The sequence below is a fragment of the Bacillus sp. GW821-FHT11D08 genome (assembly GCF_058808515.1).
The window spans coordinates 511053-534890 of the sequence record NZ_JBXARS010000001.1 but is presented as its reverse complement, the minus strand read 5'-3'; the positions used below and the strand labels follow the sequence as shown (position 1 = coordinate 534890).

Annotated in this window: 30 protein-coding genes, 1 pseudogene and 1 riboswitch; of the genes and pseudogenes, 4 read left to right on the top strand and 27 right to left on the bottom strand. The window is 46.7% G+C overall.

All coding sequences use genetic code 11. The features are described from left to right. Window positions 1–6 precede the first annotated feature (6 nt). The 5 genes from AC1RRX_RS02740 to AC1RRX_RS02720 all read right to left on the bottom strand — a co-directional run bounded on the left by AC1RRX_RS02740 (window position 7) and on the right by AC1RRX_RS02720 (window position 5003). Entirely contained in the window at window positions 7–861 is an 855-nt protein-coding gene (locus AC1RRX_RS02740) for a PfkB family carbohydrate kinase (RefSeq protein ID WP_144463922.1), read from the bottom strand. Between the two features lie 13 nt (window positions 862–874). Continuing rightward, a complete protein-coding gene (locus tag AC1RRX_RS02735) occupies window positions 875–1759 on the bottom strand; it encodes a carbohydrate ABC transporter permease (RefSeq protein ID WP_003151895.1) in 885 nt (294 codons plus the stop codon). A gap of 3 nt (window positions 1760–1762) precedes the next feature. After that, window positions 1763–2653, bottom strand: coding sequence for a carbohydrate ABC transporter permease (locus tag AC1RRX_RS02730; RefSeq protein WP_012118373.1), 891 nt, complete (start codon window positions 2651–2653; stop codon window positions 1763–1765). 24 nt (window positions 2654–2677) lie between these two features. Beyond that, window positions 2678–3943: an ABC transporter substrate-binding protein gene (locus AC1RRX_RS02725; RefSeq protein WP_144463955.1), complete on the bottom strand. Its 1266-nt coding sequence runs from the start codon at window positions 3941–3943 to the stop codon at window positions 2678–2680. A gap of 73 nt (window positions 3944–4016) precedes the next feature. Beyond that, a complete protein-coding gene (locus AC1RRX_RS02720) occupies window positions 4017–5003 on the bottom strand; it encodes an SIS domain-containing protein (protein WP_007410100.1) in 987 nt (328 codons plus the stop codon). A 196-nt stretch (window positions 5004–5199) separates the two neighbouring features. On the opposite strand from AC1RRX_RS02720, the gene AC1RRX_RS02715 reads away from it, so the two are divergent. Beyond that, window positions 5200–6126, top strand: coding sequence for a MerR family transcriptional regulator (locus tag AC1RRX_RS02715; RefSeq protein ID WP_040238906.1), 927 nt, complete (start codon window positions 5200–5202; stop codon window positions 6124–6126). A 33-nt stretch (window positions 6127–6159) separates the two neighbouring features. On the opposite strand, the gene AC1RRX_RS02710 is transcribed toward AC1RRX_RS02715, so the two are convergent. The 3 genes and pseudogenes from AC1RRX_RS02710 to AC1RRX_RS02700 form a co-directional block, all read right to left on the bottom strand. Continuing rightward, a complete protein-coding gene (locus tag AC1RRX_RS02710; protein WP_007410098.1) occupies window positions 6160–6750 on the bottom strand; it encodes a sporulation delaying protein family toxin in 591 nt (196 codons plus the stop codon). An 84-nt stretch (window positions 6751–6834) separates the two neighbouring features. Next, window positions 6835–7651: pseudogene (locus AC1RRX_RS02705) on the bottom strand (sporulation-delaying protein SdpB family protein); the annotation flags it as partial. 32 nt (window positions 7652–7683) lie between these two features. Beyond that, window positions 7684–8214 carry an SdpA family antimicrobial peptide system protein gene (locus AC1RRX_RS02700; protein WP_025285231.1) on the bottom strand — a complete coding sequence of 177 codons (531 nt, stop codon included), beginning with the start codon at window positions 8212–8214 and terminating at the stop codon, window positions 7684–7686. A 124-nt stretch (window positions 8215–8338) separates the two neighbouring features. Between AC1RRX_RS02700 and AC1RRX_RS02695 the strand changes: the two genes are divergently transcribed. Beyond that, entirely contained in the window at window positions 8339–8611 is a 273-nt protein-coding gene (locus AC1RRX_RS02695) for a DUF1648 domain-containing protein (RefSeq protein ID WP_015240532.1), read from the top strand. A gap of 38 nt (window positions 8612–8649) precedes the next feature. Here AC1RRX_RS02695 and AC1RRX_RS02690 read toward each other — a convergent pair whose 3' ends face one another. The 3 genes from AC1RRX_RS02690 to AC1RRX_RS02680 all read right to left on the bottom strand — a co-directional run bounded on the left by AC1RRX_RS02690 (window position 8650) and on the right by AC1RRX_RS02680 (window position 10944). Continuing rightward, window positions 8650–9024 carry a nucleotide excision repair endonuclease gene (locus AC1RRX_RS02690; protein ID WP_007410094.1) on the bottom strand — a complete coding sequence of 125 codons (375 nt, stop codon included), beginning with the start codon at window positions 9022–9024 and terminating at the stop codon, window positions 8650–8652. Window positions 9025–9089: 65 nt separating this feature from the next. Beyond that, window positions 9090–10205: an NAD(P)/FAD-dependent oxidoreductase gene (locus AC1RRX_RS02685; RefSeq protein WP_144463921.1), complete on the bottom strand. Its 1116-nt coding sequence runs from the start codon at window positions 10203–10205 to the stop codon at window positions 9090–9092. 37 nt (window positions 10206–10242) lie between these two features. Next, entirely contained in the window at window positions 10243–10944 is a 702-nt protein-coding gene (locus AC1RRX_RS02680) for a class I SAM-dependent methyltransferase (RefSeq protein WP_007410092.1), read from the bottom strand. A gap of 77 nt (window positions 10945–11021) precedes the next feature. Here AC1RRX_RS02680 and AC1RRX_RS02675 point away from each other — a divergent pair, with 77 nt between their 5' ends. Both AC1RRX_RS02675 and csn read left to right on the top strand, forming a co-directional pair. Next, entirely contained in the window at window positions 11022–11483 is a 462-nt protein-coding gene (locus AC1RRX_RS02675; RefSeq protein ID WP_025285234.1) for a DUF2691 family protein, read from the top strand. 136 nt (window positions 11484–11619) lie between these two features. Next, a complete protein-coding gene (gene csn, locus AC1RRX_RS02670; RefSeq protein WP_144463920.1) occupies window positions 11620–12456 on the top strand; it encodes a chitosanase in 837 nt (278 codons plus the stop codon). Between the two features lie 35 nt (window positions 12457–12491). Here csn and sufB read toward each other — a convergent pair whose 3' ends face one another. The 16 genes from sufB to AC1RRX_RS02590 form a co-directional block, all read right to left on the bottom strand. Continuing rightward, a complete protein-coding gene (gene sufB, locus AC1RRX_RS02665) occupies window positions 12492–13889 on the bottom strand; it encodes a Fe-S cluster assembly protein SufB (RefSeq protein WP_007410090.1) in 1398 nt (465 codons plus the stop codon). Window positions 13890–13908: 19 nt separating this feature from the next. Continuing rightward, complete coding sequence (gene sufU / locus AC1RRX_RS02660; RefSeq protein WP_007613601.1) at window positions 13909–14352, bottom strand: Fe-S cluster assembly sulfur transfer protein SufU; 444 nt, start codon at window positions 14350–14352, stop codon at window positions 13909–13911. Next, window positions 14342–15562: a cysteine desulfurase SufS gene (gene sufS / locus AC1RRX_RS02655; RefSeq protein WP_020956309.1), complete on the bottom strand. Its 1221-nt coding sequence runs from the start codon at window positions 15560–15562 to the stop codon at window positions 14342–14344. Before sufS ends, sufU begins: the two co-directional genes overlap by 11 nt. Then, the gene (gene sufD, locus AC1RRX_RS02650) at window positions 15562–16875 is read right to left on the bottom strand and encodes a Fe-S cluster assembly protein SufD (RefSeq protein WP_144463919.1); all 1314 of its coding nucleotides are present in this window, start codon (window positions 16873–16875) and stop codon (window positions 15562–15564) included. The genes sufS and sufD overlap by 1 nt, the downstream gene beginning before the upstream one ends. Before the next feature lie 17 nt (window positions 16876–16892). Further along, window positions 16893–17678 (bottom strand): Fe-S cluster assembly ATPase SufC, encoded by a 786-nt coding sequence (gene sufC / locus AC1RRX_RS02645; RefSeq protein WP_003327022.1) that lies wholly within the window; start codon window positions 17676–17678, stop codon window positions 16893–16895. Window positions 17679–17854: 176 nt separating this feature from the next. Beyond that, on the bottom strand, window positions 17855–18007 hold the full coding sequence (locus tag AC1RRX_RS02640; protein WP_003151857.1) for a YuzK family famiily protein: 153 nt from the start codon (window positions 18005–18007) through the stop codon (window positions 17855–17857). 192 nt (window positions 18008–18199) lie between these two features. Beyond that, entirely contained in the window at window positions 18200–18577 is a 378-nt protein-coding gene (locus AC1RRX_RS02635; RefSeq protein WP_031306536.1) for a carboxymuconolactone decarboxylase family protein, read from the bottom strand. A gap of 93 nt (window positions 18578–18670) precedes the next feature. Beyond that, entirely contained in the window at window positions 18671–19486 is an 816-nt protein-coding gene (metQ, locus tag AC1RRX_RS02630; protein WP_007410087.1) for a methionine ABC transporter substrate-binding lipoprotein MetQ, read from the bottom strand. Window positions 19487–19499: 13 nt separating this feature from the next. Then, a complete protein-coding gene (locus AC1RRX_RS02625) occupies window positions 19500–20168 on the bottom strand; it encodes a methionine ABC transporter permease (protein ID WP_007410086.1) in 669 nt (222 codons plus the stop codon). Further along, window positions 20161–21186 carry a methionine ABC transporter ATP-binding protein MetN gene (metN, locus tag AC1RRX_RS02620; RefSeq protein WP_003151850.1) on the bottom strand — a complete coding sequence of 342 codons (1026 nt, stop codon included), beginning with the start codon at window positions 21184–21186 and terminating at the stop codon, window positions 20161–20163. The genes AC1RRX_RS02625 and metN overlap by 8 nt, the downstream gene beginning before the upstream one ends. A gap of 105 nt (window positions 21187–21291) precedes the next feature. Beyond that, window positions 21292–21398: riboswitch (SAM riboswitch) on the bottom strand. A gap of 108 nt (window positions 21399–21506) precedes the next feature. Next, window positions 21507–21857 carry an SCP2 sterol-binding domain-containing protein gene (locus AC1RRX_RS02615; RefSeq protein WP_007410085.1) on the bottom strand — a complete coding sequence of 117 codons (351 nt, stop codon included), beginning with the start codon at window positions 21855–21857 and terminating at the stop codon, window positions 21507–21509. 96 nt (window positions 21858–21953) lie between these two features. Further along, window positions 21954–22274: a thioredoxin family protein gene (locus AC1RRX_RS02610; protein ID WP_003151847.1), complete on the bottom strand. Its 321-nt coding sequence runs from the start codon at window positions 22272–22274 to the stop codon at window positions 21954–21956. A 2-nt stretch (window positions 22275–22276) separates the two neighbouring features. Continuing rightward, window positions 22277–22642, bottom strand: a complete 366-nt coding sequence (locus AC1RRX_RS02605; RefSeq protein ID WP_144463918.1) for a toprim domain-containing protein — start codon at window positions 22640–22642, stop codon at window positions 22277–22279. Between the two features lie 69 nt (window positions 22643–22711). Next, a complete protein-coding gene (locus tag AC1RRX_RS02600; protein ID WP_003151845.1) occupies window positions 22712–22948 on the bottom strand; it encodes a YusG family protein in 237 nt (78 codons plus the stop codon). Between the two features lie 54 nt (window positions 22949–23002). Then, complete coding sequence (gene gcvH / locus AC1RRX_RS02595; protein WP_144463917.1) at window positions 23003–23386, bottom strand: glycine cleavage system protein GcvH; 384 nt, start codon at window positions 23384–23386, stop codon at window positions 23003–23005. Between the two features lie 59 nt (window positions 23387–23445). Continuing rightward, on the bottom strand, window positions 23446–23802 hold the full coding sequence (locus tag AC1RRX_RS02590) for an arsenate reductase family protein (RefSeq protein WP_003151843.1): 357 nt from the start codon (window positions 23800–23802) through the stop codon (window positions 23446–23448). Window positions 23803–23838: the final 36 nt, after the last annotated feature.

Sequence of the window (23838 nt, the reverse complement as noted above, 5' to 3'; positions counted from 1 at the left end):
CAATGCTTATCGTATTCTCGTTTTTTCACTGCTTTTCCCGCCTTCCGGCCTGTAGGGATGCCCGTAACCGAACGCTCCGAACCCTCCGCATGTTTTGGCAGCCGTCCCGGCGGCCGCAGTAAGCGCTCGCCGAATATCCTGATGCTCGAAGAAATCGGTAAGAAACCCGGCGATAAAAGAATCACCCGCGCCCAATGTATCTATTATATCAGCTCTTACCACCGGCTGATGATAGACGCGTTCCCCATCCGATAACACCGCGCCATATTCCCCCCTTGTCAGACAGACGATTTTCGCTCCGAAACCGCGGGCTTTTTCGGCAAGCCGCATACATTCACTTTCACTCAAATCACTCCCGGAAAAAAACGCATACGTCACGTACGGACAGACCGCTTCTAAATAGGCTTCGTCACGTTTTACAGAGAAGTCAAAGGAAATCGGCACATGGCCGCTCAGCATCGGAAGATCACGTTCTATCCTGCTGTATACGCTCGTATGCAGCAGATCATGTCCGGCGATAAATGAGATGTCATTCTCCTGAAAAGCGAGCGTCAGACGCGATTGCACGCCGCCTTTATTTGATCCGGCAAATATCCTGTCCCCTCTTTCATCAAGCGTGACGACCGCCATCCCGTTTTCGCCGTATGCCCGGCGGATCAGATCGGCATTCACCTTTTCCAGTTTCAGCACATTCAATACGTGATCCGCCGCTTCATCACTGCCGAGAATCCCGATATAAGAAGTTTCGTGGCCTAAGCGCCGGGCAAGCACGGCTACGTTTAACGCATTTCCGCCCGGGTAAAACGTCTCCTGATCCTGATAATAATCTACTACATTATCTCCGGCCGCTATCAGTTTCATCTTTTCATCCTCCTTATCCTTTCACGCTTCCCGCAGCAATGCCGCGGATAAAATATCTCTGCATCAATAAAAACAGCGCTATGATCGGAGCAGCAGAAATCGTCAGCCCGGCCAGCAGCACGCCCCAATCCGTCTGCAGCGCATCTCTGAACTGCATCAGCCCGGCCGGAATCGTCCGTAAATTTTCATCATCGATAAAAATAATCGCAAACATAAACTCATTCCATGTATGGTAAGCCGTCAAAATGCCTGATGTCACCAGAATCGGCACGCTCATAGGTAAGAATATTCTGAAAAATATTCCGAAACTTGTACATCCATCCAGATAGGCAGCTTCCTCAAGCTCTTTGGAAATCGACAAAAAATAGGAACGGATCAGAATCACGGTAAACGGAATACGGTAGGCTGCGTACGGAAGAATCAAAGCCCAATACGTATTGTACAGTCCCAATGACTGGATAATGGAGTACAGCGGCACAAGACTGACCTGCGGCGTCAGCATCAAGCCGCCAAGACAAATGATCAGCACAAACCCTTTTCCTTTAAATTGAAAACGGGCCAGCCCGTATGCCGCCCAGGCGCTCACAAATACGGTGATGAGACAAGTCAGCACGGTCACAATGACGCTGTTCATAAAATAAGCGGAAATCCCTTGGTTCCATGCGGATACGAAGTTTTCGGGATGCCAGACAGAGGGCAGCGACCAACTGTGCTCAAAAATCTCATCCGAGCTTTTAAAGGCGCTGACCGCCATCCATAACAGCGGATATGCAACGGCAATGAGGTAAATAAAGAGAAACAGCCACACAGACGTTTCCCCGACATACCATTTTCTCGGTTTTCCGCCTGTTCTGACGGCCTGACGGGCATGACGCAAGTCCGTCTTTTCAGGAAGCATCGGCTACTCCTCCTTTCCGGTCTTAAAGAATTTCATCTGAATAAGCGACAGAGCAAGCGTCAGCAAAAGCACCACCGTCGCGATCGCAGAAGCGTAGCCCATCATATCCTTTGTAAAAGCGCTCTTATACAAAAATGTGCTCAGCACTTCTGAAGCATTGCCCGGCCCTCCGCCGGTCAGAATATACGGTTCATTAAATACGGTAAATGCGCCGGTCAGCGTCATCACCACAGCAACAAACGACATTTCTTTCGTCTGCGGCACCGTAATGTGAAAAAACTGCTGGATTTTTCCGGCTCCGTCCAGCTGCGCCGATTCATATAATTCAGCAGGAATGCTCTGAATCGAGACAATGTACAGCATGGCGATGTAACCGACAGACTGCCATTGAGACACAAAAATGACAGACAGCATAGCGGTGTTTTCATCGCCCAGCCACGCCCGGGTCAGTTCATCAAGTCCGACGGCTTCCAGCAGCTGATTCAAAAGCCCGATTTCCGGGTTATAAATAAAATCAAACAACAGCGCAATGACGGTCATGGAAATGACGACCGGAAGAAAAAAGACCGTGCGGAAAAACGGCGACCATTTTCTTACCAATCTGTCTTCCAGCACGGCCGCCAGAATTAAGCCGCCGCCAACCTGGCAAATCAGCGATATGACCGCATACAGCACATTGTTGCGGAGCGCTGTAAAAAATACGGGATCGTGAAACAGGTCAATATAATTTTTCAAACCGATAAACGTCTTTTCGGGTTGAAATGAGCTCCATTCAAACAGACTGAAAAACACATTCTCAATAATCGGAATGTAAACGAACAGCAGAAAAATCAGCGCGGGCGCGAGAAAAAGATACGGAATGAAACGTTTTCGGCTGACCAAGGAAATCCTCATCTCCTTTCTCCAAAGAAATCTGTTCTATTCAGATGACGCTTTGACCTGACGCGCCGCTTTCTGCACGGAATTCATCACCTCGCGCGGTGTCATTGTGCCGCCGAGCATCTGCTGAACGCCTGCCGCATACACATCGGCGATTTCAACGTCAACATCCATATCAAACCACGGCACCATTGATTCGGCGCGGACGATATCCTGCACGGCTTCACGCTGGATCGGGGTGGAATTGTTTTCTGTCGCCGTTCCTTGAACCGCGCTGTATTTACCGACGTCTTTTATCAGCTTCTCTCCCATTTTTTTCGAGGTTAAAAACTGTAGAAATTCCATGGCTTCTTTCGGGTGCTTCGTTTTTGAGGAAATCATAAATCCTTCCGGAGATCCGGTCAGTGCACGGGGAGATCCCTTTTCGCCGCTGATTTTCGGGAAAGGAAACAAGCCCAGATTGACCGGTTCGACGAGCTTAATTTCTGCCGTTTCCGCATAAATCATCGCCGCTTTGCCGCTCGTAAACTGCTGGCGCACGTATTCGTGATCAACGGAGTTCACGTGCTTTGTAAAGTACGGCAGAAGTTCCTGAAGCTTTTCAAGCGCTTTGACATAGCCTTCGTCCGTAAACTCCCCGGTTTCCGGGCTGTAATCCTTCGCCCGCGTTTTTTCATCCACCATACGCTGGTTCAGCGTCCCGATATAATGAGAAATGGTCCAAGGCGCTTTTGTGCCGAAACTGATCGGAATATATCCGTTCTCTTTCAATTTCTCAGAGACTGTGATCAGTTCATCCCATGTCGCCGGGGGCTTCAAATGTAATGAATTAAAAATGTCCTTATTATAAAAGAATGATTTAGCGTCCATTTGCCACGGAACACCGTACTGTTTTCCGTCATGCGTAAAAGGTTTGATTTGTGACTGCACAAGCTGTGAGGACCAATCTTTATCCTGCTGATAGTAAGACGACAGATCGAGGGCTTTATCTCCTTTGATGAATTTATAAGCAAACCGGTCGCTCCATGAAAAGAAAATATCAGGGGGGCTCGTTGTTCCGAGCATGACTTTCACCTTGTCTTTATAAGAATCGTTTAAGACCGCTTCCGTTTGGATATGAATATCCGGATGAGCGGCTTCAAATTCTTTGACCGCTTCTTCAAAATAGCTTTTTTCCGGCTCCTTCGGCCACCTGTGAAAAAACTTCAGAGTCACTTTTCCGTCAGAGGAACTGCTTTGGCTTGAACAGGCGGCGGCTGACAGACATACGGCTAACAGAACGAACAGGCAGATGAGCTTTTTCAGATGCTTTTCCTCCTTTGTCACCGGACTATAACGTTATATATCATTATAGTCCGGTGAAATATAATGCGCGTTCTTAATATTCGACTTTCCACATGTAACGCCGCTGGCTTAACGGATGGTTCCTTGCTTCCGCCAGCGCATCCGCATAGCTTCTGAGCACCCGGTTTAATACGAGAGGAGCCAGATAGCCTTTTACAGAATCGTCAATTCCGGAAAAATCATATGCTGCCGCATCAAGCACAGTCAGTTTTTTGCCGTATCTTTTTGAGAAGGAAAGCGCCCGCTCTTCAAGGGGTCTTGTTTCGTCTAAGCCGAGCAGGATAATAAATGGAACGGATTCATCAATGATTTCGAACGGTCCGTGAAAATATTCTCCGGCATGAATGGCGTGGGAATGAATCCATTGCATTTCCATGAGAATGCAGATGCTGTAGGAGTAAGCGACGCCGTAGTTCGCACCGCTTGCCATCGTGTAAATGATATCTTCTTTTTCGTGGGCTTTCGCGAATGCCTTTGCGTGATCCGCTTCTTGTTTAAGCGCTTTGTCATATACGGTCTGGAGCTTATTGAGTCCGTCGATCGCCGACTCAAACGCGGGATGGTTTTCCAGCACGTGTAAAGCGCCGAACACGATTTGATACAGAACCCCGTAATTCGTATTTATCGCCTGTGCATTCTCACCCCAGTCATACACCGCGACATATTCGGCTTCTTTCGCTAGCGGCGAATCAGGCTCAAAGGTCATCGCAATCGTAAGCGCGCCTTTTTTTCTGGCGAAACCGGCGGCTTTCACCGTTTCCGGCGTATTGCCTGACTGAGAACATAAAATCACGAGAGAGTTCTCTCCGAGCTGAACGGGATTGCGCTGAATAAATTCATTTGAACTGTAGAGATCAGAGCTGATGGCTTTCGCCTCTCTGTCAAACACGTACTTGCTCGGATACATAATGGCTGAAGAACCCCCGCAAGCGACGAAAAAGACGTGGTCAATCGTTTTTCCTTTCAGATCATCCAAGAAAGCCTGAACTTTGTGATTCACTTGTGCGGCAGTTTGACTCAAATCCTTCACTCCTCAGTGTTTTATTATATAACGTTATATAACATTATATAACGTTATATTAATCGCAACAAAGGTGCGTTGTCAATCATATTTTCTGAAATTTCTAAAATATAAAATAAACCCGTCTTATTTCCCGCCCTCTCTTGACCTGACCCTTAGAGACACGTTTAGAATGAAAAACAGGGAGTGATTCAGAATGAATATAAAAGAAGCCGCCAGGCAGACGGGTCTCACGAAAAAAGCCATCAAATATTATGAGCAGGAAGGTTTAATCACCGTCAGCAAAAACCCTGATAACGGATACCGTGAGTATTCCGCTCAGAACGTGAATACGCTGAAAATGATTGCCGCCCTCCGAATGCTGGCACTGTCTGTAAGCGATATTAAAGCGTTCCTCTTAGAGGGCAGCAGTCTGCATGATATACTGCGCCGGCAGCATCAAAAGCTCAGCCGGCAGATTGAAGAGCTTGAGCAGGAACGGAAACTGACTGAAATGCTGATCAAGCGCGTGGAAGATGCGGAAAATGTCGATTCAATTCTGCATGATATCGGCGAGGTCAAAATAGATGAACCGAAGTATATGGGACTTCAGCTGAAAAAACTGTTCCCGGGAGATTTCGGAGAATTTATCGCCGCGCTGTTTGAACCGTTCCTCGACTTTTCTATTGATACAGATGAGAAAAAAACGATATGGGCGGAGCTTATTAAAGTATTGGATGATATGGAAGAAGTTCCGGCTGCACACCCGATGATGCAGCTGGTCGGCAAGGAGGATCCGGCTCAGCTCCAGCAGCACAAAGTACAGCATGATCAATTTATCGAGCGGATTTTGGAGAGAGACCCCGCCACTTGGGACACTCATAAAAACATCATCATTCAGCTTGTGAAAAGAGTGCAGACAGATGAAGAATACAGGGAAAGCCTGATCAAGGTCGGAGAATCAGCTTCTGATCTGCCCGCGCTGAAGGAGGGATCGCCTTTCAGCAATCTTCTTCAAAAGCTCAGCCCGAAATATGACACGTACGTGCGACTTCAGCTTGAACTGAAAAAAGAAGCCGACGAGGAACTCGGCTTTGATTCAGAAGCATATTTAAAACAGATGCTTCAATCAAAAAAACGCTAAGGTTCGTCTCCTTAGCGTTTTCTTTCTTCAGCCTCAGTGCTGCGCGTTAATGCGGTCAACGACATTAGCGATGAGCTGCTCTTTTCCTAAGTCGGAATCTTCGTCAACGCTTGCTACTGTCAAAATGATGGCCGCTACCGCAAGAGCGATCGTCTCAATGGCGGCCGCCGCGTTTAAAAATACCCATACAGCCGTTGCGCATTGGCCGATGGCCGTTGATTTTCCTTTGTCCATGCTCTTTTTGTCAAACTCTTCTTTCAGCACTTTCGCCATAATCTGCGAACCTTGATCAATGACGCTGTTCACTTTCTCATAATCGCCGCTGTAGACCGCCGCTTTCAACTCTTTAAAATAATCCGGCGATGACTTTTTAATATCAGCGATCACCTGATCGGAAACTTGCTTTAATTCATCCTGATCAATCTTTTTGACAGCCTTGGTATCCCATACTTCAGGAAGGAGCTTTGCGACCTCACCTTGTCCGAAAAAGATGCCGGAAAAAATGTCTTCACCCGAATAAGAGACGGATGGCTCAGTTTTCGCCGCGGCATGCGGGCCGACTAATGCGACCATTAAAACAAACACCAGCATCATGGCAGCTGCGGACTTCTTGCTTTTAACCATATAATTTCCTCCTTTTCCTTTTATTGAAAAAATTGTATCTGATAAAAAGGGGATTGTAATGGTTCAAAGCTACTGTTTTCTCTGCCGGCACCAAAAACAGGACCAAAATACCAGCCACCGTAATGGAAAACGAGGTAAGCCCCAGCATAACGGCAAAGATTTCGTGCATAAAAATGGAGATAAACAATATCAAACGCCAATATGTTTTCGGAGCAAACAAAGCGCAGAACATAATGGTTTGCACAATGAGCGTGCCCCACGTCGGGATGATGACAAGCTTGGACTGCAGGATAAAGTCAAACAGACCGTGAAGCGCATCCGGCAGACCCAGCATCGGATCGTTCAAATAGTAATAAACGGCAGTTCCGTTCTGCCACTCTTCTTCCATCAGTTTAGCAATGACGGAGTTAAAATACAGCATTGCGACCTGTATTCTGATGATTGTCAGCGTCGCCCAGCACAAGGAGCGGTAATAAGGCTCAAGCGGCCTTTTCTCAAAAGACGCCTCGTACGGAGACCAGTGCCATTTCCGCGGATCGGTTAATGTCAGCGGGAGCAGCAGCAGTGTAAAAACGGCAGCCACCTGATCTCCTCCGTCAAGGGTAACGGCGGAGTTTTGGAAGCTGTACGAAATCCACCAGTGAAAAAAACCGGTGATTCGCGGCCGCCAGCCAATGACGACAAGGATTAACATACAGATACAAACGGCTTTGACGATCTCAATGTAACGGAAATCGGGAAACAGCAGAAACAGGCTGAACGTGTCGGAAAAACTGAGCATTTGATTTTGCGTTTTGAAGAAGACAGACGCCGGATTGAACAGCAATGTCAGCAGCGTGCCGAGCGCGATTAAGCTTCTGGCAAGCCCGTACACATTTGTCCAAGGCGGATTCTTCATCATCCATAAGGTGAGCTGCTTTTTTGCATCCTGAATCAATTGACATCCACTCCGATGTATTTTTTGATGGTTCTTTTCGTTTCGGTATGTTGGCTCCATGCCCATGGGGTAATGCGTTCATATGTAATGATCATTTTCCCTTTCAGCCTTGGGGAGGGAGACTCATTTTTCATTTTCAAAAATGTGGTATCCTTAATGTCTTGGCCAGTCGTGAAGTCGTTCCACTTCTCTTTGGAAGGCAGCTTTTCCAGCATAAGGCCGAGCTCTATCCCTTGCGTCCGGCCGTAGCGGTTTAAGCCGATGACATTTTTCAGAGAATTATTCGGCCATCTGAGCTCCTCATCGGCATCAAGAAGATAGATGTTCAAGCTGTCTTCTCTCGGATCTTTACTGAAAAATCCCCAGCTTTGCGGATAAATCATGGAAACGGTTTTGGATTGATGCTTGGTTAATTGGATGGCGGAGCTTGGCAATGCCGCGATGATGGTAAAAAACAAAACGATGATCCAGGCGGCCATGATAAAAAGAAAGAATGAAAACATGCTGGTTTGCTTCTTGTCAGTCAATTGAAACCCTCCTAGCGTATGGAAATTTCATTGACATGATTATACACCATTCAACAAGTAAAATATTGATAAATTAGATTTTTCAGACTAATATACTATTATATGTAAAAAAGGGAGTGTTCATATGTTTTTGATGAATGATAAAGTGCTGTGGGGAGCTGTGGTTCTCGCCTTTATTCTGTCGATTGTGTTTTATCCGTTTCTTCCTGCTGATATGGCCATTCACTATGACGTATCGAACCGTCCGAATACATCAATCAATAAAACGGCCGGCGTCCTGATTTTTCCCGTGCTCATGATGATCTGCATGTTATTCAGAAAAAAGGTCGTCCAGCTATTCCTCATCGTTTACTGTCTGCTAATCGTGCATATTGCAGTGATGTGGCTGGCACTGTAAACATAAAGAAAACCGGAGCCCTTAAGCTCCGGTTTTTCTTATTTATAAAATACTTTCTCAATGTTGTATTTCGACTGAAGGGTATTGATCGCGTACGTTTCGTAAATCTCCCTTTCCATCGGATCATTTACGACACATACTTCAATTTTATACACTTCGTCTCTGTGATGTTTAACAGGCGACACATTGTCTTCAAAATGCTTTTTGATTCTTTGTCTTAATTTACGGGCTTTCCCGACAAACAGCAGCTCATCATGAATGTTATAAAACATAAATATGCCGCCTTTGTCTCTCGGAATTTGGTGAAAATCAATGAAACCGTAAATCGCTTTAATCGCCGGTTCATTCTCCGACGGTGACTGCTGCCGTTCCGTAATGGTTACATCAGGAGCAGGAAGGTTTATTTTTATCAAATGGGTCACGTCCTCTTATTCATTAAAGCTCCATCCTATCATAAGAATGCGCCAAAAGCTATTTTTTATTCAAGCGCCCCGGCCGGATCATAAAGGCTCAAATCAATTTCCGTCTGCTGCCCGAGCGCGAGTTTCGCCAGTTCAGCCCCCAGATACGGCCCGCTCGTCAGCCCTGAGGCGCCCAGCCCGTTGGCAACGAGGAGTCCGCTGATATTCGGCACTTTGCCGATGACGGGAAGAAAACCGGGAGTAAACGGCCTGAAACCGACTCTTGTCTCTATCATAGTACTGTCTGAAAGCCCCGGCGCCACGGTTAATGCTTTGTCAAAAATCTCGCGGAGACCGCCGGCCGTCACCCGCAAATCCATGCCGGTATCGTTTTCATGAGTCGCGCCCGCTATGATTCTGCCGCTGTCAAAGGCGAGAATGTATTGATCGTTTGGGGGCATGACGACGGGCCAGCCGCCCGTCTCCTCTCCCTGAAGCTCTAAATGAACGATCTGCGCCTTTTGGTATGATACTGAAAAACGGATGCCGAGCGGCTCAAGCAGCTCTCTCGCCCAAGCGCCGGCCGTTACGAGAACCTGGTCGGCAGTAAGCGTGCGTTCTGCGGTTTTCACACCGATGACGGCACCGTCCTCTGTCAATATTGACGCTTCTTCATTGTAAACAATCGCGCCGTGCTTAACGGCCGCGTTTAACAGCGCCTTACGAAGCGCCCTCCCGTTCACCCGGGCCGCGCCGCTGACATGAACCGCCCCGTATTCCTCCGACAGCGCGGGGAACAGCGCCTTCGTTTCTTCCGGAGTCAGTCTTGTAATGTCACCGATTTCAGGGGCGTCCTCTCTTCTTTTATAAGCTCTTTCCTCCATTTGGCTGAGCTTTTTTTCATCCGTATGGAGGCTGACGGCACCGACCTTTTGATAACCGGTTTCTGTTTCTCCATCAGCTTCAAGCTGCTGTATCAATTGGTTATAATAGCGGGCTCCGCCTTTTGCGATCGCATACCATGCCTGATTGCGGCGCTGTGACAGCCACGGGCAGACGATCCCCGCCGCGGCGTCAGTCGCCTGCCCCGGGTGCTTCCGGTCAATGACCGTTACATCCGCCCCGGCCTTTGCGAGATGATAAGCCGCGGACGCACCGAGAATGCCGGCCCCGATAATCAAATAAGACTTCATGTATAACACCTTTTCTATCTGTTTTGTCTTATTTATTTTAACAAATGGAGCGCCCGGTTCCTACCGGAGTCCTGACAGCAATAATGAGTTTCGAAAACGGAAACGTATAATAAAAGGAATACGTTCTTGTCTGAAAGCCGTTTTCCTCAAGAATCTCTCTGTATTGTGATGTATTTTTTATATCTGACACGGCCAAAATGCCGCCAGGCTTCAGCACCCTCACCATTTCCGCAATCGCCCGTTCCCTCTTTTTTCTGCCTGAAATGTTGTGTACGGTAAAATGCGAAATGACAAGATCAAACGTCTCATCAGGAAACGGCATGTCTTGCGCCAGTCCGTCATACAAATCAATTTCCGGCGCTCTTTCAGCCTGTCTGTTCTTTTCAAATGCGTCTCTTCCGTTTCCGACCAGGTCCCAGCTTGACCATTTGTCAATCGCTGAGACGTCAGCGCCTTTTTGAGCCGCGGCGATGGCTAATAGCCCCCGCCCCGTACCGACATCAAGCACCTTCATGTCCGGCTTTAAACCGGATAGCGCAAGAATGCGATGGCGGTGTAAAAGTTTAATGGCCGTTGAATACAAGAGCATCCAAAGACCGAGCAATAAAAACAAGGTGCCCGTCAGCCAGCCCCAGTAAGGAGGAATCATGCCGTATAACGTGCCTGCGGCATAAAGGAGCGCAATAAAGATAAATCCAAACGCTCCATAAGGCGCATCAATTCCGTATCGTGTTGTCATAACACCCACCCCTTTCAATATTTATCCAAATGGTATACCATATTATTCTAGCAAAAGCCGAAAGGAGATACGACCATATGAAACGCGGCATTACATTTAACATCCCAAATCAATTCGGGCGGTTTGCGGCAGATATATTACAACCGTTCCCCATCTCTTCCTATACGTGGTTTATCGGTGATGGAGAGGCGTATACGGAATTCAAAGAAGACACCGATACAGACCTGTTTCCGCAAAATCAGCGCATCATTCAGGGTCAAGAACTCCGTCAGCGTCTGGAAGGAAACCCTTATTATATGATTTTTGCTGAATTGAAAGCTTTCCCGGGCGGGATGGTAACGGAAATCAATACGTACGAGGAGTATTTGGAGAGTTCCTGTGAACTTGTGCTTCTCATCGCAGATTGCTCGTATGTAACGTTATATTGCAAAGATCCGGATATGCTCGAAGCCCTTTATCAGCAGGCTGTACAATGCGGATTTCTCCGCGTTGACTATGTTACAGATGAGAATGACGCGAGAACGGGATTGTCTGTCTGATGAAGGTGCGTTCTTTTTATGAAGCGCCTGATAGGGCTTAGGATTCAAAATATTGACAAATTCGTGTGTTTTCAACAAAAAAACAACCCCCTCATGTATACTGAGTGCGTAACTTACATATGAAAGGGGTATGGCAATGAAAATCAGCTTGAAGAAAAAAGCAGGTTTTTGGAAGAAGACGGCGGTTTCGTCACTTATTTTCACCATGTTTTTTACCCTGATGATGAGCGGTACGGTTTTTGCGGCCGGGCTGAATAAGGATCAGAAGCGCCGGGCGGAACAGCTGACCAGCATTTTTGAAAACGGAAAGACGGAAATCCAATACGGATATGTTGAAGCGTTGGATGACGGAAGAGGTTACACTTGCGGGCGGGCCGGCTTTACGACGGCTACCGGAGATGCGCTGGAAGTAGTCGAAGTATACACGAAAGCGGTGCCAAATAACAAATTGAAAAAGTATTTGCCTGAATTGCGACGTCTTGCGAAGGACGAAAGCGATGACATCAGCAATCTGGAAGGATTCGCTTCTGCCTGGCGCTCACTTGGCAATGATAAAGCCTTCCGCGCTGCCCAAGATAAGGTAAATGACAGCTTGTATTATCAGCCGGCGATGAAACGTTCAGAAAATGCCGGACTGAAAACGGCCTTGGCAAAAGCAGTGATGTACGATACGGTGATTCAGCATGGCGACGGCGATGATCCAGACTCCTTTTATGCCCTGATTAAACGCACGAACAAAAAAATGGGCGGGTCACCGAAAGACGGTACTGACGAGAAGAAATGGCTCAATAAATTCTTGGATGTGCGCTATGACGATCTGATGAATCCGTCAGATGAGGACACCCAGGACGAATGGAGAGAATCGGTTGCCCGTGTCGACGTTTTCCGCGATATTGTCAAAGAGAAGAACTACAATTTAAACGGGCCGATTCATGTCCGGTCAAGCGAATACGGAAATTTCACTATTCAATAAACAAAAAAACCCCGCCATATGGCGGGGTTTTACTATTAACCGATAGAACCTTCCATTTCGAACTTAATCAAACGGTTCATTTCAACTGCGTATTCCATCGGAAGTTCTTTTGTGAACGGCTCGATGAAGCCCATAACGATCATTTCTGTTGCTTCTTCTTCAGAAATACCGCGGCTCATCAAGTAGAAAAGCTGTTCTTCAGAAACTTTTGATACTTTCGCTTCGTGCTCCAATGAAATGTTGTCGTTCAGGATTTCATTGTAAGGGATTGTATCAGAAGTTGATTTGTTATCCATAATGAGCGTATCACATTCGATGTTTGAACGGGCGCCGTCCGCTTTCCGTCCGAAGTGGACGATACCGCGGTATGTTACTTTTCCGCCTTGTTTAGAAATCGATTTTGATACGATTGTGGATGACGTATTCGGTGCAAGGTGAATCATTTTCGCGCCTGCGTCCTGATGCTGTCCTTTACCCGCAAGAGCGATAGAAAGCGTCATGCCGCGCGCGCCTTCACCTTTCAGAATGACAGCCGGATATTTCATCGTCAATTTAGAACCGATGTTTCCGTCAACCCATTCCATCGTCGCGTTTTCTTCACAAACCGTACGTTTCGTTACTAGGTTGTAAACGTTGTTCGCCCAGTTTTGAATTGTTGTATAACGGCAGTAGCCGCCTTTTTTGACGATGATTTCAACAACCGCGCTGTGAAGCGAGTTTGTTGTGTACACAGGAGCCGTACAGCCCTCTACGTAATGAACGCTTGCTTCTTCGTCAACGATGATCAGCGTACGTTCGAACTGACCCATATTTTCAGAGTTGATGCGGAAGTAAGCTTGAAGCGGTGTTTCAACCTTCACGCCTTTAGGCACGTAGATGAAAGATCCGCCGGACCAAACAGCTGAGTTCAGCGCCGCAAACTTGTTATCAGTCGGCGGAATGACTTTCGCCCAGTGCTCGCGGAAAATGTCTTCATTTTCTTTCAGCGCGCTGTCTGTGTCTTTGAAGACGATGCCTTGCTCTTCAAGATCTTCTTTCATATTGTGGTAAACAACTTCGGATTCGTACTGTGCAGAAACACCGGCAAGGTATTTTTGCTCAGCTTCAGGAATACCGAGTTTGTCGAATGTCTGTTTAATTTCCTCAGGCACTTCATCCCAAGAACGCTCTGAACGCTCAGACGGCTTTACGTAATACGTAATTTCGTCAAAGTTTAAAGAGTTTAAATCCCCGCCCCACTGCGGCATCGGCATGTTGTAGAAATGCTCAAGAGATTTCAGGCGGAAATCAAGCATCCATTGAGGCTCTTCTTTCATGCGTGAAATTTCTTCTACGATTTCTTTTGTCAATCCGCGCTCTGAACGGAAAATGGAAACGTCCTTATCGTGAAAACCGTACTTGTATTCACCAATTTCAGGCATTTTTTTAGCCATCCATTTTCACTCCAATCTTTTAATTGCCGCCTTTTTCGCCAGCGACTCCTTTTTCAAGTGCTTTCCATGAAAGGGTGGCACATTTAATCCGGGCCGGGAATTTCGAAACGCCTTGAAGAGCTTCAATATCCCCGAGATCTATCGAGTCGTCATACTCTTTCCCTTGCATCATGTCTGAGAAAACCTTAGACATGGAAAGGGCGGTATCAATATCTTTTCCTTTAATCGCCTGCGTCATCATGGAAGCCGAAGCCATGGAGATAGAACATCCTTCCCCTTCAAACTTCGCTTCCTGAACGGTATCGCCGTCAAGCTTCATTGTCAGTCTGATCCGGTCGCCGCAAGTCGGGTTGTTCATATCGACGACGATGCTGTCATCCAAAACCCCTTTGTTGCGCGGATTTTTGTAATGATCCATGATCACTTGTCTGTATAATGTATCTAAATTTGCATTAAAAGACATTTGTAAAGTACTCCTTTGTCTTTTGGAGGGCTTCCGCGAGCTTATCGATCTCTTCCTCTGTATTATACAGATAAAAACTCGCTCTCGCAGTAGCAGATACATCCAGCCATTTCATGAGCGGCTGGGCGCAATGATGGCCGGCTCTGACCGCAATGCCCTCAGCATCGAGGACAGTCGCGACATCATGAGGGTGAACCTCATCAAGATTAAATGTCACAAGTCCCGCCCGCTCTTTCGGACCGTATACCGTCACGCCGTCTAGCTGCTCGAAACGGTCAAGCGCATAGGCTGCAAGCTTATGCTCATGCCGGGAAATCTCGCCGAGTCCGATCTCTTCAAGAAAATCAATCGCAGCTCCCAATCCGATCGCGCCTGCGATAATCGGCGTGCCTGCTTCAAATTTCCACGGAAGCTCTTTCCAAGTTGATTCATAAAGCCCTACAAAGTCGATCATTTCGCCGCCAAATTCGGCCGGCTCCATATTCTCAAGCAGTTCTTTCTTGCCGTACAGCACGCCGATTCCCGTCGGGCCGCACATTTTATGGGAAGAAAGCGCGAAGAAGTCGCAATCCAAGTCCTGAACGTCGATTTTCATGTGCGGTGTGCTTTGCGCCCCGTCCACCACGATGACCGCGCCATTGTCATGAGCGATTTTGGCGATCTCTTTAATCGGGTTGATCGTGCCGAGCACGTTTGACACATGAGCGACTGCCACGATCTTCGTATGGCTTGTGACAGTCTGCCGGACGTCGTCTAACGAAAGCGTGCCGTCTTCCTGCATCGGGATATACTTTAAAGTCGCGCCGGTTGCTTTTACAGCCTGCTGCCACGGAATGATATTCGCATGATGCTCCATTTGGGTGATGACCACTTCATCACCGGGTTTTAAGCTGGCGCGGGCATAGCTCAGCGCCACCATATTCAGTGAAGTTGTCGTGCCTTTTGTGAAAATGACCTCAGCCATTGATTTCGCATTGATAAACTTACGGACTTTTTCACGCGCACCTTCATAGCCGTCTGTCGCTCTCGTGCCAAGAGTATGAACGCCTCTGTGGACATTGGAATTGTATTTGCTGTAATACTGATCCACTGCTTCAATGACAGCACGCGGCTTCTGGGAAGTCGCCGCGCTGTCAAGGTACACGAGGTCATGTCCGTTCACTTGCTGATGAAGGATCGGGAACTGTTCACGAATATCGGTGATATTCATTATTTTACTTTCCTTTCGATGACGGAGACGAGCTGTTTCTTAACTCCTTCAATCGGAAGCTCTTTTACCACCGGAGCAAGGAATCCGTAAATGACTAAGCGCTCCGCTTCTTCTTTCGGAATTCCGCGGCTCATTAAGTAGTAAAGCTGGATCGGGTCCACACGGCCGACAGATGCCGCATGTCCTGCAGTTACATCGTCTTCATCAATTAAAAGAATCGGGTTTGCATCTCCGCGTGCTTTTTCACTCAGCATCAGAACGCGGGATTCCTGTTCAGCGTTTGCTTTAGACGCGCCGTGCTCGATTTTGCCGATTCCGTTAAAGATGGAAGATGCGGCATCTTTCATGACTCCGTGCTTCAGGATATAGCCTTCAGAAGCCTTACCGAAGTGGATGATCTGCGTCGTAAAGTTTTCCGTCTGTTCTCCTCTTCCGACAACTACGGTTTTCGTATCGCCGTATGTGCCGTCTCCGTAGAGGTTTGTCGTATTTTCAGAAATCGTGTCGCCGTCGTTCATCAGTCCGAGCGCCCACTCGATTCTGCTGTCGCGTCCGCGCGCGGCTCCGCGGCGGTTGACGTATGTTGTGACGCCTGCTGACAGGTTGTCAACGGCGCCGTACGTCACGCTGGCATTATCACCTGTGACCACTTCACTGATAATGTTGAATACAGATTCTTTCGGATTCACCGTGCTGATGTAGTTCTCAACGTAAGTGACGGAGCTGTGGTCTTCAGCGACGATCAGCACGTGGTTGAACAATGCCGTGTCATTGCTTTCATGAACGTAAACGGCCTGAACAGGCGTCTCCACCTGAACGTTTTTAGGAACATAAAGGAATGCCCCGCCGTTCATTAATGCTGCATGAAGCGCAGTCAGTTTATGTTCGTCGACCTTAACGCCGTCTTTCATGAAATACTTCTCAACGAGGTCGCTGTGCTCACGGGCAGCCGTTAAGATGTCCGTAAAGATGACGCCTTTGTCTTTCAGTTCTTTGGAAAGAGAAAGGAAAGCGGGCGTTTGGTCACGCTGCACGTATAACGTTTTGTCTTCGTTTTCGATATCGATCAGCGCTTTTGCTTCATCAGCTAAATCTTCTAAAGAAGCAAGCGGCGCATTTTCTACTGTATGCTTGTTGAACTTTGTAAAGTTCCAATTTGTGATTTTTGTTTTATCAGGCTTAGGCAGCGGCAGATCTTCAGCTTTTTCAAGAGCCTGTAAGCGCAGGTTTTTCAGCCAGGCAGGTTCTTGATGCTTTTCGGAAAAGCCTTTGACATATTCCTGATCTACGGATAGTTTCGTTTCCAATGTCATGATTATCCCCCTAACGCTTACGCTTCTTGGCCTACAGTTTCGTCTTCAATGCCTAGTTCTTGTTTAATCCAGTCATAACCTTCCGCTTCAAGGCGCTGTGCAAGCTCCGCGCCGCCGGATTTCACTACGCGTCCCTGCATCATAACGTGAACGACATCAGGCGTAATGTAGTTCAGAAGGCGCTGGTAGTGAGTGATCATTAAGCAGCCGAAGTTTTCGCTGCGCATTCTGTTGATTCCTTTAGAAACGACTTTAAGCGCATCGATATCAAGACCTGAATCGATCTCGTCAAGAATGGCGATTTTCGGCTCGATCATCATAAGCTGAAGGATTTCGTTGCGTTTTTTCTCCCCGCCTGAGAAACCTTCGTTCAGGTAACGCTGCGCCATTTCAGGGTCCATTTCAAGGAACTCCATGTTTTCGTCCATTTTGCGGATGAATTTCATAAGAGAAATTTCATCGCCTTCTTCACGGCGTGCGTTAATCGCAGAGCGAAGGAAATCGGCATTTGTCACACCGCTGATTTCGCTTGGGTACTGCATCGCCAGGAAAAGACCCGCCTGAGCGCGCTCGTCCACTTCCATTTCCAGTACATCCTTGCCGTCAAGCGTGATGCTGCCTTTTGTAACTTCGTATTTCGGGTGTCCCATAATCGCTGCTGAGAGCGTGGATTTACCGGTACCGTTCGGCCCCATGACAGCGTGGAATTCGCCGCCTTTTATTTCAAGGTTTACACCTTTTAAGATCTCTTTTCCTTCGATTTCAACGTGAAGATCCTTGATCGTTAATGTTGAAGCAGCCATATCTATACCTCCAAAATATATAATCATTATTCTCAATTTATTCTCATTCTAATTTTATAACAAATGAAAAGTAAATACAACTTTTTATATTACCCGGAACATTCCTAAAGTTTATCAAAGATCAAGGCGTAATTAAAGCTGTTTGAAACAGAAAAAGGGCGGAAATCCACCCTTTTTTACTGACCGATTTTCTCATTAAGCTGCGCTGCGAGGAACTTGCTTTTTTGATATTCAAGCTCCCTCTGCCGTTCGACTTCCATCCTTTTTGAAAGACGCCGTCCGTATTCCTCGTAGCCGATGCCGTGTGACTTCTGCATCGCTTTTTCCATTTCAGGCGTATAGTCAAGGTCCAGTCTCTCGTGGCTGGTGCAGATAATGAATCAATCCCTTCATATATTTGTTTCTATTGTAACAATGATCCCCTGCTCCGGCCAAAGAGAGTGTGCCCCTGAATCCTTTCGAATGTGCCGGAAACCGGCGCTCGCTTTATCTGAAAAACGGTATTCACACGATTGCTCATTCTAATGCGTCGTATGTCCGAATTCCTGAATGCACTGCTGCACGAGGGTCACTCCCTGACTGAGAGCCGCGCCGCCCCCGAATGCCGCCGCGACGCTGATGACCTCAAGGATGTTTTCTTCTGTGGCCCCTTGGTCAAGGCAGCCCTTCGTATGATAAATCATGCAAAATTCATCTTGAGCGCTGATGCTGATGCCCAGAGCGATTAATTGTTTCTCTTTTTCAGTTAATGAATCCGCTGAGAAACACTGTTCAGTAAATTCATTAAACTTCCGCCCCATCATCGGCATTTTTTGTTCAAATATGCCTAAACCTTCTTTGTATTGTTTTAACGCGTCATGCACGCTTTTGCCGTTATCCTGGTATTGAGCCACTGCCATTCCCTCCAATAAGTTAACCTTCCCTTTTATTATGGACAGTTCTCCGATTAATACCCGAAAAAAACCCCGGATGACTCATCCGGGGTTTTCGCTTTATTCAGATACGGGAAGCACGGCTCCGTCGTATTTTTTCTCAATGAAGTCTTTGATTTTCTTAGAGTGAAGCACTTCCATAAGCGCTTTGATTTTCTCTGATTTTTCGTCACCTTTGCGTACGGCGATGATGTTTGCGTACGGGTTGTTTTTCGTTGATTCCACTTCAATCGCGTCTTTTAACGGATTCAGTTTGTTTTGAATCGCATAGTTGACGTTAATGAAGACTGCATCGCCTTCTTCTTCATTATATGCTTTCGCCGTTAATTCAGGGGCGATTTTTTTGAATGTCAGGTTTTTCGGGTTTTTCGTAATGTTTTTCGTAGTCGCTTCAATCGTTTTCACCTTCGGATCAAGTGTGATCAGTCCGGCTTTTTCAAGCATCGCCAGCATACGGCCTTGTTCAGCGACATTGTTAGTCATGATGATGGTCGCGCCTTTAGGCAGGTCTTTCAGTGATTTGTATTTTTTCGTGTAAATTCCGAATGGCTCAAGGTGAACGGCTCCGGCATTCACGAGTTTGTAATCTTTATTTTCCTTCATTTCCTGTTCAAGGTAAGGAACGTGCTGGAAGTAGTTCGCATCCACTTCATTATCAGCTAACGCTTTGTTGTACATTTTGTAATCGTTCAGCACTTTTACTTTTAATGTGTAGCCTTTTTCCTTCAAGAGCGGTTCCGCTTCTTTTAAGATTTCAGCATGCGGTGTTTTTGTCGCGGCGACGACGATTTCCTTTTTATTCGAGCCGTTTGATCCGCAGGCGGCCAAAACTCCCGCGAACACAAGCAGCAGCGCACTTAATACAATCTTTTTCAATGTAAATCCTCCCTTATCTTTTGTCTATTATATTTGTAATTACATCACCGATAATCTGAATGATAAAGACGATGATGAGTATAAATACTGTCGCTACAAACGTTACATCCGTATTATTGGACTGGTAGCCTTCTACATATGCAAGGTTTCCGAGTCCGCCTGAACCGATGGCGCCGGCAATGGCGGTAGATCCGATCAGGGCGATGGCCGTAACGGTGATGCCTGAAATTAACGCAGGCATTGATTCAGGAATCAGCACTTTGAAGATAATCGTCGATGTCTTTGCTCCCATTGATCTGGCAGCTTCGATGACTCCTTTATCGACTTCCCGGAGCGCAATTTCCGCAAGACGGGCGTAAAACGGCGCGGAGCCGATAATCAGCGCCGGCAATGCGGCGTTCGGTCCTAAAATCGATCCGACCAAAATCTTAGTAAAGCCGAGAAGCAGAATAATTAAAATAAGAAACGGAATAGACCTGAAAATATTAACGACCGCCGCAATCACGGTGTTAATGATTTTATTTTCCCATAAGCTTCCCTTGCCCGTTAAAAAGAGCAGAAGACCGAGAACCGCTCCGATGATAAATGAAAAAACTAAAGCGATGACCGTCATATAAAGGGTCTCGTATGTGGCCGTCCACAGCTCGGTTATATCAACGTTCGGGAACCATTTTTCAAACATTTGTGATCACCTCTGCTTCTACCTGTTTGTCTTTGATGAACCGGATCACGTTTTCTACTTCTTTTTCCTGACCGTCAATATGAATGAATAAAGAACCGTAGGCTCCGTCCTTCGTCTGTGAAATTTTCCCCTGCAGAATATTGACGTCCACATCAAAGTTTCGGATCATTTCCGTAATGAGGGGCTGCTCGGCTGCCTGCCCGACAAATGAAAGCTGAATCGTTTTTCCTGTCGCTGTTTCCTGCAGAAAATGCTGGATGGTTTCTTTCGTCTCCTCTGGTTCTGTCACCTGCTGAACGAAACGCTTGGTCATCGGTTCGCGCGGGTTTCTGAAAACTTGGAGTACTTCGCCTTCTTCAACGACTTTCCCGTTTTCCATGACTGCGACTCTGTTGCAGATTTTTCGGATGACGTGCATTTCATGGGTAATGAGCACGATCGTCAGGCCGAGTCTGTCATTTATATCGGATAAAAGATCCAAAATTGAATCGGTCGTCTGCGGATCGAGCGCTGATGTCGCTTCATCGCACAGAAGGACTTTCGGATTATTGGCGAGCGCCCGGGCGATGCCGACACGCTGCTTTTGACCGCCGCTCAGCTGCGACGGATAAGATTTTTCTTTCCCCTCTAATCCGACCAGTTTAATCAATTCATCAGCGCGGCGGACCCGTTCGCTTTTTTTCACGCCGGCGATTTCCAGCGGAAACATAATGTTCTCCCGGACGGTGCGCGACCACAGAAGGTTAAAATGCTGGAAGATCATGCTGATTTCCTGGCGCGCTTTTCTCAGCCCGCGGCTGCTTACTTTATTTAATTCCGTCCCCGCGACTTCCACGGTTCCCGACGTCGGCTTTTCAAGGCCGTTCAGGAGACGGATTAAGGAACTTTTACCAGCTCCGCTATATCCTATAATTCCAAATATTTCGCCCTTTTTGATATCAAGAGTGACATCTTGGACAGCATTGACATCCCCATGCTTCGCTTTGTAAATTTTTGAAACATTTTGAAGATGGATCAAAGCAATCACCCGCCTTACACTATTCTAAGAAATCTTCCGGGTTTCTCCGCAAAAGAAAAGCCTTTCTGCAAAAATGAGCAGAAAGGCTTATTGAAAAAGGCCTTTCTCTCATCTTTCAAAGCAGACCGCTTCGAGTGAATTGGCACCATTTCAACATTGTTGATGGTTGCCGGGCTTCATAGGGCACTTCCCTCCACCTCTCTTGATAAGAGAAAACATATCGTATTTTCGTCCGGAAATTCTTACTGTAGAATAGCACGGCGAATGATAAAAAGTCAATAAAATAAATATTGGAAGCTATTGTCACATAGTAGATTGAGTTACGGCCGTTTACTGATCGCCTGAAAAAATCCGTTTGTCAGCCAGAGGATGGCCTCCAGCTTCAGCAGAGCTCTGAATGATCCTTTCACTTTGAGTTTTCCGCTTTGGATAAGCTTTTGCAAAGAGACATCACCATGCAGGAGATGAATGATTTCCGTCTGGTTTCCGTAAAAGGTCAAATTAGATTTTTCCTTTGAAACCGACGTTTTTCTCATTTCTCCCTGTCCGTTAATTGAGACCGTTAAGGCTTCTGTTTCTCCTTGGAATGTAATCAGCAGCGTTGAGGCGTTTAATAGCGGTTTCAAAAACAGATGCTGTCCGTCATTCTCTGAAACTTCTATTTTCTCCACTCGTATAACCTCCCGTTTTAATGGCCATACATACACTTTCTCTTTTTAACGGACAGAACCCTTTATAAACCGCACGACATTTTCCTGTAAATATTGTCACATCGGGAACGTTTGCGATGTTTTTTGTTTAATCAGCTCATATAAATAGGAAACGGAGCGGAAGGCGTATCCTTTCTCAACAAGCTCTCCGCCTTTAAACAGCAAAAAGCACGGAACGCTTTCAATCTGATAGGCTTTGGCGAATGCGGGGGAATAATTCACGTTGTTTTTATAGAAGGCGGCGCCGGGCAGCATTTCTTCGACGACAGTTAGCATTTTGGACGCCAGCTGGCATGTGCCGCAAAACGGGGTGTACAAATACAGGAGATAAACGTCATCCTGAATCGATTCGAGTTCATTTTCTTGGAGTTCTTTCATGTTTACCACCTCAGGTCGTTCTTTTTCAAAAATACAGTGTCAGCATCAAAGCCGGCTCTGATCAGCACAGATGCGAGATGATGGCCCGGGCACGACTCGACTTGCCTGTATGTTCTGTCTATATAAATATGGCGCGCTTCGGGAAGCTCCCGTTTCAGCTGTTTTCTTAATTTTTCTCCGGAGTCATCTGCGTCCGTTAAAATATAGACGTCTCTGTCAAACAGGCGGTCCGCCAAATCTTCCAGTTCGGTTTGGCCGATCGTCCCGTTTGTACAGACGATTTCCACGGGTTCGATGAGCACTTCCCTGACTTTGATTTTATCAGATTTTCCTTCTACGATAATGACCTTTTCATCTCCGTTGTACATAAGCGCGTCACCTGCCGATTGTTTTAGCGTCAGATTGAAAAAGAAGGCAGTGAAATTCACCGCCAACTGTTAACACCAGCCATTCTCATAATCGCAATCGACATATTTCGGATCGCTGCCGTTTATGACATCGGCTGTTTTATAAAATTTTTGATTTTCAAATGAAAAGCCCTGTTTGAGCTCGTACTGGTCCATGCCTGTCATCTCGCCGATGGCTTCATTTTCATGAAACAAGGAAAACCGGCCGTTTTGAAAGCGGCCCGTAACGTTCTCCGTCACATCGACCTTCTGTTTATCAAAAGCCATTTTAGACACCTCCCGTTACATATAGAATGTCCAAATGGCCCCTTTGCTATCCGATCAGTCTTCTTGTGTCATTTCGTCATATTGCTCGGAAGTCATGAGGTTTTCGATTTCTTCAGCATCAGTCGGTTCCACGACGATCATCCACGCTTTTTCATAAGGAGACTCGTTTACGAATTCAGGACTGTCATCAAGGTCTTCGTTCACTTCCGTCACCGTTCCTTTAATCGGTGCGTACAGTTCGGAAACAGTTTTGACGGATTCCACGCTGCCGAATGGCTCGTCCGCTTTAATTTCGGCGCCGACTTCCGGAAGCTCGACAAAGACGATGTCGCCAAGTTCGGCTTGCGCGAAATGTGTAATCCCGATGCGGGCTTTTCCGTCCTCAACTTTGACCCATTCGTGCTCTTTGGAATAACGCATATCTTTCGGTGTGCTCATCTAAATCCCTCCATTTTTTTCTTATAATAAGAAGATACCATAATTCTTTGAACCTGGCATTACATCCAATATTTTTCGAATTGGTCTTCTTTAAAGCCGACAGTGACTTTTTCGCCGTCTGTCGTAATCGGGCGTTTCAGGAGCATACCGTCTGATGCCAGGAGTTCGAGCTGTTCATCCTCTGACATATGGTACAGTTTTTCCTTTAAGTTCAGCTCGCGGTATTTCATTCCGCTCGTGTTGAAAAACTTTTTGAGCTCAAGACCGCTCTTTTCATAGAGGTCTTTAATTTCTTCTTTCGACGGAGTTTCCTCCGCGATATGTATTTCGTTTATTTCCTTACCGCGGTCTTCCAGCCATTTTTTCGCATTACGGCACGTTCCGCATTTAGGGTACCAGTAAAAATTTAACGACATCTTCTTCACCCCTTGTAAATGATCGTCGTTATTTTA

Coding starts and splice junctions, on each gene's coding strand:
- AC1RRX_RS02715 (WP_040238906.1), top strand. CDS start 5,200: ATGAATATAAAAGAAGCCGCCAGGCAGACGGGTCTCACGAAAAAAGCC.
- AC1RRX_RS02590 (WP_003151843.1), bottom strand. CDS start 23,802: ATGTCGTTAAATTTTTACTGGTACCCTAAATGCGGAACGTGCCGTAAT.
- AC1RRX_RS02710 (WP_007410098.1), bottom strand. CDS start 6,750: ATGGTTAAAAGCAAGAAGTCCGCAGCTGCCATGATGCTGGTGTTTGTT.
- sufB (WP_007410090.1), bottom strand. CDS start 13,889: ATGGCTAAAAAAATGCCTGAAATTGGTGAATACAAGTACGGTTTTCAC.
- sufS (WP_020956309.1), bottom strand. CDS start 15,562: ATGAATATCACCGATATTCGTGAACAGTTCCCGATCCTTCATCAGCAA.
- csn (WP_144463920.1), top strand. CDS start 11,620: ATGAAAATCAGCTTGAAGAAAAAAGCAGGTTTTTGGAAGAAGACGGCG.
- sufC (WP_003327022.1), bottom strand. CDS start 17,678: ATGGCTGCTTCAACATTAACGATCAAGGATCTTCACGTTGAAATCGAA.
- AC1RRX_RS02685 (WP_144463921.1), bottom strand. CDS start 10,205: ATGAAGTCTTATTTGATTATCGGGGCCGGCATTCTCGGTGCGTCCGCG.
- AC1RRX_RS02610 (WP_003151847.1), bottom strand. CDS start 22,274: ATGAAAGAACTCCAAGAAAATGAACTCGAATCGATTCAGGATGACGTT.
- sufU (WP_007613601.1), bottom strand. CDS start 14,352: ATGTCTTTTAATGCAAATTTAGATACATTATACAGACAAGTGATCATG.
- AC1RRX_RS02600 (WP_003151845.1), bottom strand. CDS start 22,948: ATGGCTTTTGATAAACAGAAGGTCGATGTGACGGAGAACGTTACGGGC.
- AC1RRX_RS02735 (WP_003151895.1), bottom strand. CDS start 1,759: ATGCTTCCTGAAAAGACGGACTTGCGTCATGCCCGTCAGGCCGTCAGA.
- sufD (WP_144463919.1), bottom strand. CDS start 16,875: ATGACATTGGAAACGAAACTATCCGTAGATCAGGAATATGTCAAAGGC.
- AC1RRX_RS02680 (WP_007410092.1), bottom strand. CDS start 10,944: ATGACAACACGATACGGAATTGATGCGCCTTATGGAGCGTTTGGATTT.
- AC1RRX_RS02675 (WP_025285234.1), top strand. CDS start 11,022: ATGAAACGCGGCATTACATTTAACATCCCAAATCAATTCGGGCGGTTT.
- AC1RRX_RS02695 (WP_015240532.1), top strand. CDS start 8,339: ATGTTTTTGATGAATGATAAAGTGCTGTGGGGAGCTGTGGTTCTCGCC.
- AC1RRX_RS02730 (WP_012118373.1), bottom strand. CDS start 2,653: ATGAGGATTTCCTTGGTCAGCCGAAAACGTTTCATTCCGTATCTTTTT.
- gcvH (WP_144463917.1), bottom strand. CDS start 23,386: ATGAGCACACCGAAAGATATGCGTTATTCCAAAGAGCACGAATGGGTC.
- AC1RRX_RS02640 (WP_003151857.1), bottom strand. CDS start 18,007: ATGGAAAAAGCGATGCAGAAGTCACACGGCATCGGCTACGAGGAATAC.
- AC1RRX_RS02635 (WP_031306536.1), bottom strand. CDS start 18,577: ATGGCAGTGGCTCAATACCAGGATAACGGCAAAAGCGTGCATGACGCG.
- AC1RRX_RS02605 (WP_144463918.1), bottom strand. CDS start 22,642: ATGTACAACGGAGATGAAAAGGTCATTATCGTAGAAGGAAAATCTGAT.
- AC1RRX_RS02740 (WP_144463922.1), bottom strand. CDS start 861: ATGAAACTGATAGCGGCCGGAGATAATGTAGTAGATTATTATCAGGAT.
- AC1RRX_RS02625 (WP_007410086.1), bottom strand. CDS start 20,168: ATGTTTGAAAAATGGTTCCCGAACGTTGATATAACCGAGCTGTGGACG.